The organism is Pseudomonas sp. Irchel s3h14, assembly GCF_900187425.1.
Lineage (GTDB): Bacteria > Pseudomonadota > Gammaproteobacteria > Pseudomonadales > Pseudomonadaceae > Aquipseudomonas.
In genome coordinates this window covers 175,114-191,993 of record NZ_FYDJ01000004.1, presented here as the reverse complement: position 1 = coordinate 191,993, position 16,880 = coordinate 175,114, and the positions used below count along the sequence as shown (strand labels likewise).

General features: G+C 59.5%; 15 protein-coding genes. 9 read left to right on the top strand and 6 right to left on the bottom strand.

What is annotated here, in order from left to right; translation table 11 throughout:
• The first annotated feature begins 163 nt into the window (after window positions 1-163).
• Window positions 164-1,591, top strand: a complete 1,428-nt coding sequence (gene ccoN / locus CKW16_RS10145) for a cytochrome-c oxidase, cbb3-type subunit I (protein WP_095128289.1) — start codon at window positions 164-166, stop codon at window positions 1,589-1,591.
• Window positions 1,592-1,606: 15 nt separating this feature from the next.
• The gene (locus CKW16_RS10140; RefSeq protein WP_095128288.1) at window positions 1,607-1,828 is read left to right on the top strand and encodes a CcoQ/FixQ family Cbb3-type cytochrome c oxidase assembly chaperone; all 222 of its coding nucleotides are present in this window, start codon (window positions 1,607-1,609) and stop codon (window positions 1,826-1,828) included.
• A 47-nt stretch (window positions 1,829-1,875) separates the two neighbouring features.
• Here the strand turns inward: CKW16_RS10140 and CKW16_RS10135 are convergent, their stop codons facing one another.
• Complete coding sequence (locus CKW16_RS10135; RefSeq protein WP_046046933.1) at window positions 1,876-2,370, bottom strand: hypothetical protein; 495 nt, start codon at window positions 2,368-2,370, stop codon at window positions 1,876-1,878.
• Window positions 2,371-2,439: 69 nt separating this feature from the next.
• Entirely contained in the window at window positions 2,440-3,216 is a 777-nt protein-coding gene (locus tag CKW16_RS10130) for an AraC family transcriptional regulator (protein ID WP_095128287.1), read from the bottom strand.
• 95 nt (window positions 3,217-3,311) lie between these two features.
• On the opposite strand from CKW16_RS10130, the gene CKW16_RS10125 reads away from it, so the two are divergent.
• Entirely contained in the window at window positions 3,312-4,004 is a 693-nt protein-coding gene (locus CKW16_RS10125) for an aspartate/glutamate racemase family protein (RefSeq protein ID WP_095128286.1), read from the top strand.
• 1 nt (window position 4,005) lies between these two features.
• Here the strand turns inward: CKW16_RS10125 and CKW16_RS10120 are convergent, their stop codons facing one another.
• The 3 genes from CKW16_RS10120 to CKW16_RS10110 all read right to left on the bottom strand — a co-directional run bounded on the left by CKW16_RS10120 (window position 4,006) and on the right by CKW16_RS10110 (window position 6,085).
• Window positions 4,006-4,527 (bottom strand): GNAT family N-acetyltransferase, encoded by a 522-nt coding sequence (locus CKW16_RS10120; protein WP_095128285.1) that lies wholly within the window; start codon window positions 4,525-4,527, stop codon window positions 4,006-4,008.
• 37 nt (window positions 4,528-4,564) lie between these two features.
• Window positions 4,565-5,557: a LysR family transcriptional regulator gene (locus CKW16_RS10115; RefSeq protein ID WP_095128284.1), complete on the bottom strand. Its 993-nt coding sequence runs from the start codon at window positions 5,555-5,557 to the stop codon at window positions 4,565-4,567.
• Between the two features lie 87 nt (window positions 5,558-5,644).
• A complete protein-coding gene (locus CKW16_RS10110; RefSeq protein WP_095128283.1) occupies window positions 5,645-6,085 on the bottom strand; it encodes a carboxymuconolactone decarboxylase family protein in 441 nt (146 codons plus the stop codon).
• A gap of 207 nt (window positions 6,086-6,292) precedes the next feature.
• On the opposite strand from CKW16_RS10110, the gene CKW16_RS10105 reads away from it, so the two are divergent.
• From CKW16_RS10105 to CKW16_RS10090, 4 genes are all read left to right on the top strand, one after another.
• Entirely contained in the window at window positions 6,293-7,726 is a 1,434-nt protein-coding gene (locus tag CKW16_RS10105) for a PLP-dependent aminotransferase family protein (RefSeq protein ID WP_095128282.1), read from the top strand.
• Window positions 7,727-7,849: 123 nt separating this feature from the next.
• A complete protein-coding gene (locus CKW16_RS10100; RefSeq protein WP_095128281.1) occupies window positions 7,850-8,143 on the top strand; it encodes a putative quinol monooxygenase in 294 nt (97 codons plus the stop codon).
• A gap of 188 nt (window positions 8,144-8,331) precedes the next feature.
• Complete coding sequence (locus CKW16_RS10095) at window positions 8,332-8,748, top strand: cupin domain-containing protein (RefSeq protein ID WP_095128280.1); 417 nt, start codon at window positions 8,332-8,334, stop codon at window positions 8,746-8,748.
• A 228-nt stretch (window positions 8,749-8,976) separates the two neighbouring features.
• On the top strand, window positions 8,977-9,687 hold the full coding sequence (locus CKW16_RS10090; protein WP_095128279.1) for an ATPase: 711 nt from the start codon (window positions 8,977-8,979) through the stop codon (window positions 9,685-9,687).
• Between the two features lie 189 nt (window positions 9,688-9,876).
• Here CKW16_RS10090 and CKW16_RS10085 read toward each other — a convergent pair whose 3' ends face one another.
• The gene (locus CKW16_RS10085) at window positions 9,877-14,784 is read right to left on the bottom strand and encodes an NAD-glutamate dehydrogenase (protein WP_095128278.1); all 4,908 of its coding nucleotides are present in this window, start codon (window positions 14,782-14,784) and stop codon (window positions 9,877-9,879) included.
• A 503-nt stretch (window positions 14,785-15,287) separates the two neighbouring features.
• On the opposite strand from CKW16_RS10085, the gene CKW16_RS10080 reads away from it, so the two are divergent.
• Complete coding sequence (locus CKW16_RS10080) at window positions 15,288-15,644, top strand: hypothetical protein (protein ID WP_095128277.1); 357 nt, start codon at window positions 15,288-15,290, stop codon at window positions 15,642-15,644.
• Between the two features lie 276 nt (window positions 15,645-15,920).
• Window positions 15,921-16,880 carry a MoxR family ATPase gene (locus CKW16_RS10070; protein ID WP_008150800.1) on the top strand — a complete coding sequence of 320 codons (960 nt, stop codon included), beginning with the start codon at window positions 15,921-15,923 and terminating at the stop codon, window positions 16,878-16,880.

The following is a 16,880-nucleotide window of genomic DNA, read 5'->3' as shown; positions in this document are numbered from 1 at the left end:
AAACCGTATCAGATTGTGGCAGATGGCCGCAGGCTCCCCTCAAATCTGATCCGCATAAACTCGGTTTTTCTGAGTCTGTTTTGTTTCTGGCAGGGTTTCTACAGTGGGCGACATGCCAGTCCGGGTGGCCTGGCAAGACTTTGCAACCGTGGAAGCATTGACCATGAGCACAGCAACAATCGGACAGGCCTATAACTACAAGGTCGTCCGCCAATTCGTCGTGGCAACCGTGGTTTGGGGTGTCGTGGGGATGGCGATGGGGGTGTGGATCGCCTCGCAACTGGTATGGCCGCAGATGAACCTCGACCTGCCATGGACCACCTTCGGCCGTTTGCGCCCGCTGCACACCAGCCTGGTAATATTCGGCTTTGCCGGCAGCGCGCAATTCGCCGCCAGTTACTACGCGGTGCAACGCACCTGCCAGGTGCGGCTGTTTTCGGACAAGCTCGCGGCATTCACCTTTTGGGGCTGGCAATCGGTGATCGTGGTGATGCTGATCACCCTGCCGCTGGGCTACACCACCACCAAGGAATACGCCGAGATCGAGTTCTCCGGCGCGGTGTGGATGACGGTGGTCTGGGTGGCTTACGCCATCGTGTTTTTCGCCACCGTGGTGCAACGCAAGACCAAACACATCTACGTCGGCAACTGGTTCTTCGGCGCGTTCATCGTGGTGATCGCGATGCTGCACGTGGTCAATCACCTGGCGATTCCGGTGGACTGGTTCAAGTCCTATCCGGTGTATTCCGGGGCGACCGACGCCATGGTGCAGTGGTGGTACGGGCACAACGCCGTGGGCTTTTTCCTGACCACCGGGTTCCTCGGGATGATGTATTACTTCGTGCCAAAACAGGTCGGGCGGCCGGTGTATTCCTATCGGTTATCCATCGTGCACTTCTGGGCGTTGATCACCCTGTACATCTGGGCCGGCCCGCACCATTTGCATTACACCGCGCTACCGGACTGGGCGCAGTCGCTGGGCATGGCGATGTCGTTGATCCTGCTGGCGCCGAGTTGGGGCGGAATGATCAACGGCATGATGACGCTGTCAGGTGCCTGGCATAAATTGCGCACCGACCCGATCCTGCGCTTTTTGGTGTTGTCCCTGGCCTTCTACGGCATGTCGACCTTCGAAGGGCCGATGATGGCGATCAAGACGGTCAACGCCCTCTCCCACTACACCGACTGGACCATCGGCCACGTACACGCAGGCGCCCTCGGTTGGGTGGCGATGATCACCTTCGGCGCCATCTACCACATGGTCCCGAAAGTCTTTGGCCGCGAGCAGATGCACAGCACGCCGCTGATCAACCTGCACTTCTGGCTGGCGACGATCGGCACCGTGCTGTACATCGCGTCCATGTGGGTCAACGGCATCACCCAAGGCTTGATGTGGCGTGCGATCAACGATGACGGCACGCTGACCTACTCCTTCGTCGAAGCCTTGCAGGCCAGCCATCCAGGGTTCGTGGTGCGCTTCGCCGGCGGGGTGTTCTTCCTCAGCGGCATGTTGCTGATGGCTTACAACGTCTGGCGCACGGTGCGGGTTTCGGACGTCGAAATGGCCCACCGCGAAGCGCAGATTGCCTGAGGCAAGAGGCTTGAGATGATTGAGGTCGTGTTGAATGTATTGGGCGTGGCGGGGCTTTGGCTGGCGGTTGAATACTGCCTGAAACACCAGACGACCGAGAGTCTGGATGAAGCCAGTCTGATTCCGTTTGCCGATGACCCGGAGGTGGCGCGGCGGGTAGAGTTGGCGACGGGCAAGACCGTGAAGGCGGTGGCGCCTGAAGAGGCGAAACCTGGCTGGGGCAACCTCGAAATCTGAAGCCACACTGATCGTTCCCACGCGGAGCGTGGGAACGATCATGAAGCTCAGCTACGCTCGCGTGGGATCAGGCTCTGCAACTGCTGCGCCAAAAAGTTCGCATCGAACGCAAAGGTATCCGGGTCTTTCAAGCCATTGGTCTTGCGCCATTGCCAGCTGCTGGACGGCGGCAGGCACACCAGCGAAATGCTGCCGTAGCGCGCGGCCGTCAGGCCCATCACGGCCAGTGAAATCTGACCACCGGCACCCATCACATCCGGCACAAATTCAACCGGTTTACCGGCGATCACAATGGACAGCTTCTCGGTCTTGAAGGTCGACGTTTCGACCGGAACGCTCGGCCCCGAGGCGACATAGGCCTCGCGGCTCACCTCCAGCAGATTCGGCGCCTGGACCGGTTCCAGCCATTGCTGGATCTGATCGAACAGTTCACCAATGCGCGTCGCCCACACGGCCGATTGCGACTCGAACAGTTGCTTCTTGTGTGCTTCGCTTTCTGCGTAATGGCGAAGCATCTCACCCAGTTGCTGTACATCGTCCATTGCGGTGTTCCTTTGTTGAAACGGTGCTGCGGACTTTGAGCATGGCAGATGCGCGCTGCCGGCGTACGACTAAAAGCGTGAACGGTATTGGCTGGGGGTCATGGCCAGGTATTTGCGAAAGGCACTGCCCATGTGGGACTGATGGGCGAAGCCGGCGTCCAGGGCGATGTCGGCCAGGGACAAGTCGGTGTGTTCGATCATCCAGCGTGCCGCCTGAAGCCGCACTTCAACAAGGTAAGCGTGGGGTGTCAGGCCGATCGCTCGGGTGAAGTCGCGCAGAAAGCGCAACTCGTTTTGCCCGTAGGTGGCGGCCAATTGTTCCAGGGTCAGGGGTTCGTGGAACTGCTCGGTGATCTGGTCCAGCACTCGGGTGAAAACCCTGGGCGTGGCACGTTGCGCGATATCTGCCTTTGAACTCACCAAACCAACAAATTCCACCGCCCTTTGCTCAAGCGCCAGCCTGTCCAGTTGCGGAGCGAGCAACAGACGTCGCAGTTCCCGGCCCAGCATCAGCGCACGGCGATTGCCTGAAGACTGAATACGGTGGTTAACCGAGGGTAAATGCTGATGGGCCAACGGCTCGTGCAGACGCATCAGCAGGTATTCGCCACCGCTGGCCGATTCGGAAAACACTTCCACGCCGACCGGGGTGTAAGCCAGTACGCCAGGCAAGGTGTCGAAATCCACCCGGTGATCCGAATCGATGGCGTGCACGCCGTGTTGCCGTTCCAGCGTCACCCCAAGGGTTTGCCACTGCACAGGGTCACGCGCGCTGTAAGCCGCACGGGGTAAAAGCTGCAGGCAAAGTCTGCCGCCCAGCAGGTCGTGGCTCAGCACCGCTGGCATGTGAAATTTCCTGATAGATCGCGATGAAGAGCCACGGGTACTCTCAAACAATGGCATGCTCAAAAACATAGGGTTGCCATCAACAGGAGCACGACATGCGCACCATCGGCCTAATCGGCGGCATGAGCTGGGAGTCCAGCGCCGAATATTACCGTCTCATCAACCAACAGGTACGCGACCGGCTCGGGCCGTTGCGTTCGGCGAAATTGCTAATGTACAGCGTCGACTTTGGCCCTGTCGAACAGGCCCAGCATGCCGGGCGCTGGGACGATGCGGCGGCGATTCTGGTGGATGCGGCGCAGCGGCTGCAGGCGGGTGGCGCCGATTGCGTGGTGTTGTGCACCAACACCATGCACAAGGTGGCCGGGCAGATTCAGGCAGCGATCGACATTCCATTCCTGCACATCGCCGATCCGGTCGGTCAGGCTGCCGTCGAGGCGGGCGCGCTGAAGATTGGATTGCTCGGCACAGCGTTCACCATGGAGCAGGATTTCCTCAAGGAACGCCTGACTTCAATGGGGCTGACCGTACTGGTGCCGGAGGCCGATGAACGTCAGGCCGTCCACCGCATCATCTATGACGAGTTGTGTGTCGGGGTGATCAGCGAGGCGTCACGCAAGGTGTATCAGCAGGTCATTGAATCGCTGACCCGACGCGGCGCCCAGGCCATCATCCTCGGTTGCACGGAAATCGGCCTGCTGATCAAACCCGAACACAGCGCCCTGCCCTTGCTCGACACCACCGAACTGCATGCGCAGGCGGCGGTGGCGTTCGCCTTGGACGAGTGACTCAACCAGCCTTGGGTGTGCGACGCAGGCGCGCCATGCTCAAGGCATCCACCAGCACGCCGTCACGCACGGCGTAGTCGCGAAACAGCCCTTCGGTGTCGAAGCCGAACTTGCGATACAGCCCGATGGCGGCTTCGTTGTCGGCGTACACCGAAAGTTCGAGCCGTTGCAGGTTCATCCAGTTGTCGGCGATGTCCAGCGCCGCCGCCAACAGCTTCGAGCCGACGCCCTTGCCTTGCCAGGCCACCGCGACGCCCATCCCAAGATTGCCAGCATGGCTGCGGCGGATCCGCGAAAACTGCTCCAGGCCAATATTGCCGATGACCATCCCTTGATGCAGCGCCACCAGCTGCACCACACGCTCGTTGTCCGGCGCCAGGCGCTTGCGCCAGACTTCGGTGGACTGAAACGGCATTTGCAGCACCTGACGGGTAATGGCCGGGTCGTTGTAGAGCGCGGTAATGCCGTCGATGTGGGATTCGTTGAAACGTTCGAGGGAGATGACAGCGTCAGTGGCGGGCATGGGTGATTCATCCTTGATACAGACATGGCCGCCCACTCTATACCGCTGAAGGTTGTTCGAACCACTCCCGCCGTTCATTGAAGGTGTTCTGGATCAGCTCAACGATCATTTGCACCTGCGATTGCCCCTCGGACTCGGCATTGACCGCCATCCACACCTGACGCCGCATCGGTTGACTGAACAGCCCCGGCAATTCAATCAGGCCGCGGTCGAAGCGGCTGATGTATCCGGGTAGCAGGCCAATGCAGGCGCTGCAACGGATCATCTCCAGCATCAGCTCATAGGAATGCAACTGCACCACCCCGGCCAGACGTTGATCTACGAGGGTATTCCACGGCCGAAAGCTGTCGACCTGACGGTCATGCTGCCATTGCACCAGCAGGAAATCCGTCAGGTCGTCGAGGCTGCCTGGCCGCGACGCGACCCGTGAATAACGTTTGGCGATGTGGGGCAAGTAGTCGAGCCGTGCCAGACAGCGGGGCTCGCTGACCGCAAAACTCGGGCCTGGCAGCGGTGAATCGGTGCCGGCCAGCCACAGCACCACATCGGCACTGACCGCTTGCAGGGAGAGTTCGCTGTCCAGGGTGATGATGTCCAGGCGCACGCTGGCGTTGCGCCGCAACAAGGCAACCAGATCGCGACCGAGAATGTCATGCAGGATCGATTCGGCGACGGCCAGGCGAATCAACGGCTGTTCGGTCACCGGCAAATCGCGCTCGTGGGCCAGAGCAATCAACTGCGATTGCAGCTGCAACCCGTAACGACTGAGGGCAACGCCATTCTCTGAGTGGCTGAATAGCGAACACTGCAGGTGCGCTTCAAGCTGCGCCAATTGTTTGCGCAGCTGGGTGCCCTTGATGTTGAGACTGCGGGCTGCCTGCATGAAACAGCCGCAACGGGCACTGACCCGAAAAGACTGCGCCAGCACCGGATCGATCCCTGCCGCCAGTGCGCGCCAGGATGAGGTTTTTTCTACGGGCGAGCGGTACTCGGCAACTTGCTGACGACCTGTGGTTTCCATGAATCGCATCGCTGACTCCCTGTCGATCTGTCCTTGAAAGCCTCATCCTGCGCAGCGTTTATGAACCTGACATGACACTCGCGGCGGAAAATCGATTCAGCCGCCGGGGGTTTGCCGAAAACTCACCGCCAGGCGATTCCAGCTGTTGATGGTGGTGACGGCGATGGTCAGGTCGACCATCTCGCCTTCGTTGAACTGCTCCCGGGCCTGCGCGTAGACCTCGTCCGGCACATGGCTTTCAGAGAGCAAGGTGACGGCTTCGGTCCAGCCCAGCGCCGCGCGTTCACGCGCATCGAAGAAGCCGCTGTCGCGCCAGACCACGATTGAATACAAACGACGGTCGGTCTCGCCGAGTCGCCGGGCATCCACCGAGTGCATGTCGGTGCAGAAAGCGCAGCCATTGAGTTGCGAGGCACGGATCTTGATCAAGTGCAGCAAGGCCGGCTCGATGCTGAGGTTGCTGGTCAAGGCCTCCATGGCAATCATCGCTTTCATCGCTTTGGGCGATGCGCTGTAGTAATCCAGGCGGGCGTTCATGGAGTGTCCTCGTGGATCGAATGTGTACCCCTCAAGGTAGGCGTTGATACGCTGGCGTTACAGATCCAATTCTACGAAATACCCGTGGACCATTCAGGCACCAGACCAATCGGAGGTTTTTCGCCCACGCAACTTTTGCGCAGGCGCTCATGCGGGTAATCTGGCCCGACGCACACGCGCATCAATCGCCCCAGGAGCCTCGCCGGTATGGAACTTCACGTTGTCATCAACGGCCGCAAGGACCTGGCAGGCCAGTTGTACAACCAACTGCGCAGTGCCATCGAATCCGGTCGTCTGGCAGCCGGGACGCAGCTGCCGCCCAGTCGTTTGCTGGCAGAACAATTGGGGATTTCGCGCAAGACCATTTCCGACACCTACACGCAACTGACCTACGAAAACTTCCTCACCGGGGTCATCGGCAAAGGCACGTACGTCAACGCCCGACCGGCGAAAATCACCCGTAAACAGAGCCATTCGGAATTGGCCAGCGCCGAGGTCATCGAGTCCTGGCGTAACTTGCCGGTGTTCCTGCGCCATCCGACGCTGGAAGGCTCGTTGCGCTACGACTTCATCGGCGGCGCCACCAGCAAGGGCCAGTTCCCCCAGGATGACTGGCGGCGCTGCACCGCTCACGCCTTGCGCCAGATCGCCGCGTCCAAGGGTCTCTATAGCCTGCCCGAAGGCTTGCCGGCGCTGCGTAATGCGATCGCCCGGCACATCGCGTTTTCCCGCGGGGTCAATTGCCAGGACGAAGACGTGGTGGTGTGCAACGGCGCGCAACAGGCGCTGGACTTGATCTCCCGGGTACTCACGCGCCCCGGTAGCCTTGTCGCCATGGAAGACCCCGGCTATCCGCCCGCACGCCTGTTGTTCGGTACCCACGGCGCCACGGTGATCGGCGTCCCGGTGGATGCGGAAGGCATTCAGGTGGACAAAATCCCCCTTGGTACCCGGCTGATCTACGTCACGCCGTCCCATCAATTCCCGCTCGGCATGCCGATGAGCCAGGCGCGCCGGGTGGCGCTGCTGGAGCGTGCCCATGAGTTGGGCGCGATCATCATCGAGGACGATTACGACAGCGAATTTCGCTACGAAGGCCGGCCCACAGACTCGCTGCAAAGCATGGACGAACGCGGCATCGTCGCCTACGTCGGGACCTTTTCGAAAACCCTGCTGCCGGAGCTGCGCCTGGGTTATGCGATCCTGCCGCCGGCGATTCTCGAAGCGGTCATTCGCGCCAAGCAGCTCACCGACCTGCACACCTCCACCCTGCCCCAATGGGCGCTGGCCAAGTTCATCGCCGAAGGCTGTCTGCTCAAGCACATTCGGCGCTGCCATACGATCTATGCCGGGCGTCGTGAGCGGATCCTCGAGCGCATGGCCGGCGATCTTTCACCGTGGCTCGAGGCGGTCCCGACCACCGCCGGGTTCCACATGGTGGTTATGTGCAAAGTGTCTATCGATATTCCATTGGTGATCGAACTGGCAAAAAAGGTCGAAGTCGGGGTGTATCCCATCGACAGCTTTTTCTACCAGCAAGCGCCCCAGGCCGGATTTTTTCTGGGTTTTGGCGCCATTGAAACCCTGGACATCGACATCGCCCTGGACCGCCTGCGGGACATTTTGCAGCAGGTTGCCTGACGGATTGGTCTGCGTTTTTATCCCGCGATTGGCTATTGGTGGTCCGGGGATGCAGGCCTATCCTGCATAAGCGTTATCCCTCAATGAGCAGGATTCGTCCGGCCTGATTCAGGAGTCTGAGCAATGTCCAACGAAGTGATCAATACCGTTAAGGTGCAGGCCGCCGCCGGCCGCTCGGACGAACTGGGCAAGCAACTGCAAAAGATTGTCGACACCCTGCGCGAACTACCGGGCTGTGATTCCTATATGGTCGACCGCTGCCCCGAGGACGACAACCGCTGGACTGTCAGCGCCCGCTGGCAATCGGAAGCGGCCATGCAAATGCATTTCAACTGCCCTGAAGTACAAGGCTTTATCGGCCTGATCGACAGCCGCCTGGCCAACGCCGTCGATTTCAACAGTTTTCCTATCGTTTAAAAATTAGGTCGCCGCCTTCGGCCACTCCTACAGGGTTATGGGTACCCCTGCAGGAGTGGCTGGAGGCGGCGATCTTGTTTTTAAAACGCGCATGATTGGTCCCCTCGCCTTCACGAAAATTGGCTGTTTGATTGGCCTTGGCCGAGACTTACTGTGGTCCCTGACAACTAACCAAGCAGGTGATACCCATGAAAGCCTTCCGCTACTGTGCTGCGCCCTTCGCCGCCCTCGCCCTGACCTTTTCCGCCGCGGCATTCGCTCATGAAGCCGCTCCTTCGGAAAAGGTCACCGTGCTGCAGGACCAGATGTTGAAAAACGTGCCCAATAAAAAGGCGCTGATGATCGAGGTCGACTATCTGCCCGGCCAATCGTCCATCGCCCACAAGCACGAGGGCACGGCCATGGCTTACGTCATTTCGGGAGAAATCATTTCCCAGGTCAAAGGCGAAAAGGCTATCAGTTACAAGGCTGGTGAATACTGGTACGAACCGGCCGGTTCGGAGCATTTGGTCTCGAAAAATGCCAGCGCCACCAAACCCGCCAAACTGTTGGTATTTATGGTGTTAGCGCCAGAAGAAAAAATATTGATCCCTTTGGAAAACTGATAGCTGTTGCGCCAGCCATAAATAAACAGGCCCGAATTAACAATTCGGGCCTGTTTATTTCCCGGCGCAATTAACCGGGGCCTTTTAAACCAAACAAAACTAGTAGTCACCTGACAAGTGCGCTGATTGGCCATTTCATTCAGTGACGACAGGTTTAGTCTGGAATCTCCGCCGACTGTGTCCGGCCTATTAACTTTCCAACTCAAGTTGTTTCACGGGAGAAACACCATGAAACTTGCACTTGTCAGCACCATGACGATGACGATTCTTTTAACGGGCTGCTCAATACCCACTGCACCGAAGGCTGTTTCTTCGCTCGACGGCGTCTTCACCGAGCCGGTCGGCCGCAGCAGTGCCACGCATGTCACCAATGGCAGCAACGTGTCCCTGGGCATCGTCTACAGCCGCAACACTCAGACCAACCGCGCCTACCTTCAGGATTACCAGGCCAACGCCGGCACCGGTTTCGGCCAGAGCCTGCTGGTGCAGTCGATTCACGACGCCTACGTCGCCACCTCCAAACCCGACCTGGCCGTGGACTGGGTGAAGGCGTCCTTGCAACGTCAGTTTGGCTCGGTGACGGTGTATCCGGACATGCAAAGTCTCAGGGCCGCTAAACCGGATGTGGTCGCCGTTGTCGATACCCGCAGTCAATTGATGACGTCTCGCAGTTCGGACATCAGCGCAAATGTCAGCGCAGCGTTCTACGATACCAACTTCAACTACATCGGCACTGCACAAGGGCATGACGCTAAAGAACTGAGTCCGGTATGGGCGGACTATAAACGCAGCGAAGAGATAGTTGCCGACATTAACGAACAACAGAACGTGCAAGTTCGGGCCTTGCAGAAGTTTGACCAGTCGCTCAGTAATTTATTGACCAGGCCGACAGATAAAGTGTCGATGATCGATAACACAACAGGTCAGAAATTGTATTAAGGCGAATGGCATCATCGCGAGCAAGCTCGGCTCCCACAGGTTTTTGTGTCGTGTGCAAGTTATGTGTCCACCACCTCCCCTGTAGGAGCCGAGCTTGCTCGCGATGAGGCCCGACCAGACGGTACAAACCCTTCAGGCAAAAAAAAGCCCCGCCTCTTTCGAGACGGGGCTTCTTCATTCAGCGCCTGATCAGGCCGCCGGTTCCAACTCAGCGCTGGCAGTGCTAGTGGCAGTGACTGGCACTACCGCTTGACCGCTCAACGCCAGATCCAGCAACTCACGGTTGGCCACCGCATACATGGCGTAATCAGTGCCGCTGGCGGCACGGATTTCTACCAGCATGGCGCGCCAGCGTTCGATCATGCCTTCGTGCTCTTCCATCCACAGCTCCAGACGGGTTTCCACGTCCTGGGTGCCGTCGCCCTGTTGCAGGACGGAGATGGTGATCGCACGTTGTTGCCAGTCGACGTCATCGCGGAACGCTTCACGGGCCAGGGCCTGCCAGTTGTTTTCAACCGGCAGAGCGCTGATCTGTTGCAGGTACCAGGTGATGTCCAGCGCGCTACCCACAGCGAAGTAAGCCTTCGCCACGTCCGCTGCGTTCTGACCGGTTACGTCCGCCGCTTCGATGATCGGCAGCAAGGTGTACAGGTGAGTAGTGCCTGCAACCATGCGCGCCAGCAACTCAGGAACGCCAGCCGCAACGTACGCCTGATAACGGGTCTGCCAGCCTTCGCGGGTCGGGCCTTCCAGCAATTCGTCGAGCTTGAGGCCCAACGCTGCCAGATGTGGACCGAAGTGCGCGACGTCACGGGCAGCATTCTGCTCGTTGCGACGGCTGCGCAGGAACCAGCGCGTAGCGCGACGGCCCAGACGCATCAGCTCGTCCATCAGCTCCAGTTGCACGTCAGCGGAAACCTGGTAGTCCAGGGCCTCTATCTGCCGGAACCAGTGCGGGAGATGGAAGATATCCCGAACTATTACATACGCACCCGCAACATTCGCCGGGCTCATGCCGGTCGACTCTTTCAGTCGTTGAACGAAGGTGATGCCCATGTGGTTGACCAGATCGTTGGCGATCTGGGTGCTGACGATCTCACGCTTCAGACGGTGACGGCGCATGGCGTCGGAGAACTTGCTCACCAGGGTCGGCGGGAAAGCGGTTTCCATATCGCGCGTCAGGTAGTCGTCGTCCGGTACCTGGGAGTTGAGCAGCGCTTCCTTGAGGTCGATCTTGCTGTAGGAGATCAGCACCGACAGCTCGGCACGGGTCAGGCCATGGCCTTCCGCGAGTCGCTCGTTGATCGCTTCTTCAGCCGGCAGGAACTCGATGGCGCGATCCAGCTTGCCGCGGCCTTCCAGATCGTTCATCAGGCGCTTGTATTCGGCAATCCGCACGAAGGCACGGCGTGCCGCCAGAGACAGTGCCTGAGTCTGCTTGTAGTTGTTGCCCAGCACCAGGTTTCCGACTTCGTCGGTCATGCTCGCCAGCAACTGGTTACGTTGCTTGTCGGTCATGTCACCGGCATGAACCACTTCGTTCAGCAGGATCTTGATGTTTACTTCGTGGTCGGAGCAGTCCACACCACCGGCGTTGTCGATGAAGTCGGTGTTGGAACCGCCGCCATTGAGGCCGAATTCGACACGACCCAGCTGGGTCATACCGAGGTTACCGCCCTCGCCCACGACTTTGCAGCGCAGTTCGTTGCCGTTCACGCGCAGTGCATCGTTGGCCTTGTCGCCGACATCCGCGTGGCTTTCGCTGCTGGCTTTGACGTACGTACCGATACCGCCGTTCCACAACAGATCCACCGGTGCCTTGAGCAAGGCGTTCAGCAGTTCGGTCGGGGTCAGCTTGTCAGCCTGAATGTCGAAGCGCTCTTTCATCTGCGGGGAAATCGCGATGCTTTTCGCGCTACGGGAGAAGATCCCGCCGCCTTCGGACATGATGCTGGTGTCGTAGTCCGACCAGGCCGAACGCGGCAGGTCGAACAGGCGCTGACGCTCGGCGAAGCTGTTGGCCGGCTCCGGGTTCGGGTCGATGAAGATGTGCAGGTGGTTGAACGCTGCGACCAGTTGCAGCTTGTCGGACATCAACAAGCCGTTACCGAACACGTCACCGGCCATGTCGCCGACGCCGACCACCGTGATGTTGTCTTCCTGAACATTGATGCCGCGTTCGCGGAAGTGACGTTGAACGCCAACCCACGCGCCCTTCGCGGTGATGCCCATTTTCTTGTGGTCGTAACCGGCCGAGCCGCCCGATGCGAATGCATCGCCGAGCCAGAAGCCGTAGTCGATAGCGATACCGTTGGCGATGTCGGAGAAGGTTGCAGTGCCCTTGTCCGCAGCGACCACCAGGTACGGGTCATCGTCGTCATGACGCACGACGTTGGCCGGCGGTACCAGCGCGCCGTCTTTCAGGTTGTCGGTGATGTCCAACAGGCCCGAAATGAAGATGCGGTAGCAGGCGATGCCCTCGGCCGCGATCTCGTCACGGCTGCCGCCCAGTGGCAAGCGACGCGGCAGGAAGCCGCCCTTGGCACCCACCGGCACGATGACCGAGTTCTTCACTTGCTGGGCTTTTACCAGGCCCAGGACTTCGGTGCGGAAGTCTTCTTCACGATCAGACCAGCGCAGACCACCGCGAGCAACGTTGCCGAAGCGCAGGTGCACGCCTTCGACGCGAGGCGAATACACGAAGATTTCGAACTTCGGTACTGGCTTCGGCAGCTCTGGAATCTGGTGCGGGTTGAACTTGAAGCTGAAGTAGGACTTGTTCTGACCGTGCGCGTCGGTCTGGTAGAAGTTGGTCCGCAGGGTGGCTTTGATCAGGTCCAGGTAGCGACGCAGGATACGGTCTTCGTTCAACACCTGGACGTCGTCCAGTGCGCTGAGAATCGCGTGTTCCAGGCGTTGCTGCTTGTCTTCCAGATCGTCAGTGCCGAGCTTGCGAGCCAGGTAGAAACGGGTTTTGAACAACCGGGTCAACTCGCGAGCGATATCGGTGTGGTTGTTCAGGGTGCTGGCGATGTAACCCAGGTCGAAGCCCAGGCGAATCTGCTTCATGTAACGAGCGTAGGCACGCAGCAGCGCGACATCGCGCCATGGCAGGCCGGCAGTCAGTACCAGACGGTTGAACGCATCGTTCTCGGCATCGCCACGCACGATGTGAACGAAAGCGTCCTGCAAGGTGTCGTTGAGTTGCTGGATGTCGAGTTCCAGGCCTTCAGCGGCGGTGAACGCGAAATCGTGAATCCAGAACTCGCGGCCACTGTTGTGACGCAGGCGATACGGGAATTCACCCAGCACGCGCAGACCGAGGTTTTCCAGGATCGGCAACACGTCGGACAACGCCAGCGGGGTATCAGCGTGATACAGCTTGCAGTGCAGCTCGCGCTGGCCGGACACCTGACCCAGTGGCTGATAGAAACTCATCACCAGTGGATTTTTTTCGCTCAGGCTCAGCAAGTGCTGCATGTCGACCACAGCCGAGTGGGCGGCGAAACGCTCGCGGTAACCGGCCGGGAAGCCTTTCGGGAAGTCGGCCAGCACGTTGGTGCCGCTGGCCTCACCGAAACTTTCAACCGTCAGGCTCGCATAGTCGTCCTGCCAGCTGCGGCAGGCTTGCACCACTTCTTTTTCCAGCAGAACCGGGTCGATGTCCAGACGGTTCTTCGGATCGACGCGCAGAATCAGCTGCACGCGGGCCAGCACGGACTCGGAGAAGAAAGTCCAGAACTCGCAGTCCGAGGCTTTCAGGCGATCCATCAGCACTTGCTGGATCTTCTGGCGCACTTCGGTGGAGTAGATGTCGCGCGGCACGTAGGCCAGGCAGTAGCAGAAACGGCCGTACGGGTCTTTACGCAGGAATACGCGAATCTTGTTGCGTTCCTGGATCTGCACGATCGACATCACGGTGCTGAACAGCTCATCCACCGGGGTCTGGAACAGATCGTCGCGCGGCAGCACTTCAACTACCTGCGCCAGTTCCTTGCCCAAGTGAGCCTTGGCCTGGAAGCCGGAACGGCGTTCGATTTCTTCGACCTTGCGGCGGATGTACGGGATGACCCGCACGCTCTCGCCATACACCGAGGAGGTGTACAGGCCCATGAAACGGCATTCCTTGATGACGTTGCCTTCGGCGTCGATTTCACGGATCGACACGTAATCCGGGTAAGCCGGACGGTGGACACGGCTTGGGTGCGCAGCCTTGGCGAACGACAGCAGAGTCGGTTCGCGCAGGTAGTTCACGGCGTAGTCTTCGATGCGCAGGTCATCGTAGGTCAGGCCGGTGCGCAGCAGCTTGGTCAGGCCGAGGAAGGAATCCTGGTCGTAGACGATGTGGCCGCCATCGGCTTCATCGCGAACCACGAACTCTTCATAGCCGAGGAAGGTGAAGTGGTTGCCCACCAGCCATTCCAGGAAGCTTTTGATTTCGGCTTTTTCTTCAGGATCGACAGCGAACTGGCTGTTGTCCAGGCCGGTGAGAATTTCCTGGACCTTGGTTTTCATCGGTTCGAAATCGGCGACCGCGACGCGGACTTCACCGAGAACCTGTTCCAGTTCCTTGCTCAGGACATTCAGTTCGGCCGAGTTGGCGCAACGGTCGATTTCCAGGTACATCAACGACTCTTGCAGCACGTCGTCGCCCTGGGTGCCTTTCGGCAGGATTTCCAGCAGCTCGCCCTTGCTGCCGCGACGCACGCTCAGCACAGTGGTTTGCAGGGTGTGGATGCTGTAGCCGCGACGGTTCAGCTCGGTGCGTACCGAGTCCACCAGAAATGGCAGGTCGTGGTGCAGCACTTCGACCGCAGTGTGGGTCGACTGCCAGCCGTGGCGTTCGTAATCGGGGTTGTAGACGCGCACTTGCGGTTGCGCGTGATCGAAGCGCTCAAGCAGGCGCCACGCAGAAAGGGTGCAGCCGGCGAGGTCGGACAACCGACGCTGGGTCAGCTCGTCCAGGGAAATGATGCCGAAAAATTGTTCCGCGAACAGCGCCACTTGTGGCAGTGCCTGTTCACTGATGTGCTGGGCCAGTGCCGCTTGCAGTTGGTGCTGGAAGTCGGCTTTGCTGGCTGCGGTGAAGAACGCCATCTGTGGTACTCCGCTTGGGCTTGTTATTGATGGAAGCGTCGCGTGCAAACCCCTTTCGGGGCAATCCGTCACCCTGTTCCTGATTCTCGGGCAGAGGAAACAGGATGACAGGTGGGTGAAGCTGGACGAGACACTCAGGTCACATTCACCTTCCATGAATGGGCATCTGCAAAAACGACTGGGCAAGGTGCAGCGCAATGCCTTTACAGGTGCTCATCCGTTGCGCAGCTTAACCAGTGCGGCAAGGCCCGTGCTTGCAGCGCTGCGACATATTCGGTCATCGGTACGCAGCTTGCGCCTCGTGCATCGAACAACACTAGCAGCCGCACGGCAAAACGGGGGGTTTAAGCCCGGTTTTGCGGCACATCCGTACCAGAAATGACCAGCAACACCCCAGATGCTCACGACACATCCTCTGACAACCAAGCGAGCAGAAATTCCCGTCTGCTGGCAGAATCGCCCTTTGTTCGTCTTCACAATGCTCGTCGAGCCAGGAATTCCCCATGCAAATGACCACCGCCCTCTTGATCGTCAACCCGTGCGATGACGAAGAAGACAACATGGCCATGCTCTGCTGCCACAGCGATCAGGGCGATATGTTCCTGATGACCCGCTACCCGGACGAGGACGCGCTGGACATCAGCCTCGGCGACGAGCCTTCGACCCTGGACGGCGTAAAAGTCACTCTCAGCCCTACCCGCCTGTTGATCGAAATCGCCGCCGCTGACGCCGATGCGCTGAATGGCGATGATTCGCTGGAAATCATTCACAGCACTGATGCGGCGGATTTGGCCGAAGTGGAAGAAACACTGCAAAACATCCTCAAGGGCACTGGCACCTACATAAGCCAACTGAACTGACTCCTCCCTTCCGGACACTGATCGTTCCCACGCTCCGCGTGGGAATGCATCACTGGACGCTCTGCGTCCCGCTTTAAAGTCGTGACGCAGAGCGTCACAGGCTGCATTCCCACGCGGAGCGTGGGAACGATCTGTCGTAAGGCGTGGAAACAAACGTTAATCCGCACTTTGCACAAAATGCCGTTAGTCGCCGCCCCCCGCGATAGATTAAAGTAACGCCCCCAGCCCTGGCGTTATTCGAACGTCTTCGGTCACCCTTTCCAGGAACAGTCATCGATGGAACATCGTGAAGCGCTGCTAGCGCTGCGAACCTTTCTTTCAACGCAGATTCTCGGCCAGGAAAAACTCATCGAGCGCTTGCTCATCGCCTTGCTTGCCGACGGCCACATGCTGGTCGAGGGCGCTCCGGGCCTGGCCAAGACCAAGGCCATCAAAGAACTCGCCGAAGGCATCGAAGCACAGTTCCATCGCATCCAGTTCACCCCCGACCTGTTGCCCGCCGACATCACCGGTACGGAAATCTATCGCCCGGAAACCGGCAGTTTCGTGTTCCAGCAAGGCCCGATCTTCCACAACCTGGTGCTGGCGGACGAAATCAACCGCGCCCCGGCCAAGGTTCAGTCCGCCCTGCTCGAAGCCATGGGCGAGCGCCAGGTCAGCGTCGGGCGCAGCACATACGAGCTGTCACCGCTGTTTTTGGTGATGGCCACGCAAAACCCGATCGAGCAGGAAGGCACCTATCCACTGCCCGAAGCGCAGCTCGACCGGTTCCTGATGCACGTGAAAATCGGCTTCCCGGACGCCGCCGTCGAACGTCGGATCCTGCAGCAGGCCCGCGGCGAAGCGCTGAACGGCGAAACCAAGCCCGAGCGCCGGGTCAGCCAGCAGGCGATTTTTGCCGCGCGCAAGGAAATCCTCGGCTTGTACATGGCCGACGCCGTGGAGGAATACCTGGTGCAACTGGTCATGGCCACGCGCACCCCGGCCAAGTTCGACCCGGAGATGGCCGAGTGGATCGCTTATGGCGCCAGCCCGCGCGGCTCGATCGCCCTCGACCGTTGCGCCCGGGCCCACGCCTGGCTGGCCGGTCGCGACTTCGTCAGCCCGGAAGACATTCAAGCCGTGCTGTTCGATGTGCTGCGTCATCGCATCATTCTTTCCTTTGAAGCCGAAGCCGCGGGCATCGACCAGGACCGGGTGGTCCAGCGGATTCTCGACGTCGTAGCCGTCGCTTGA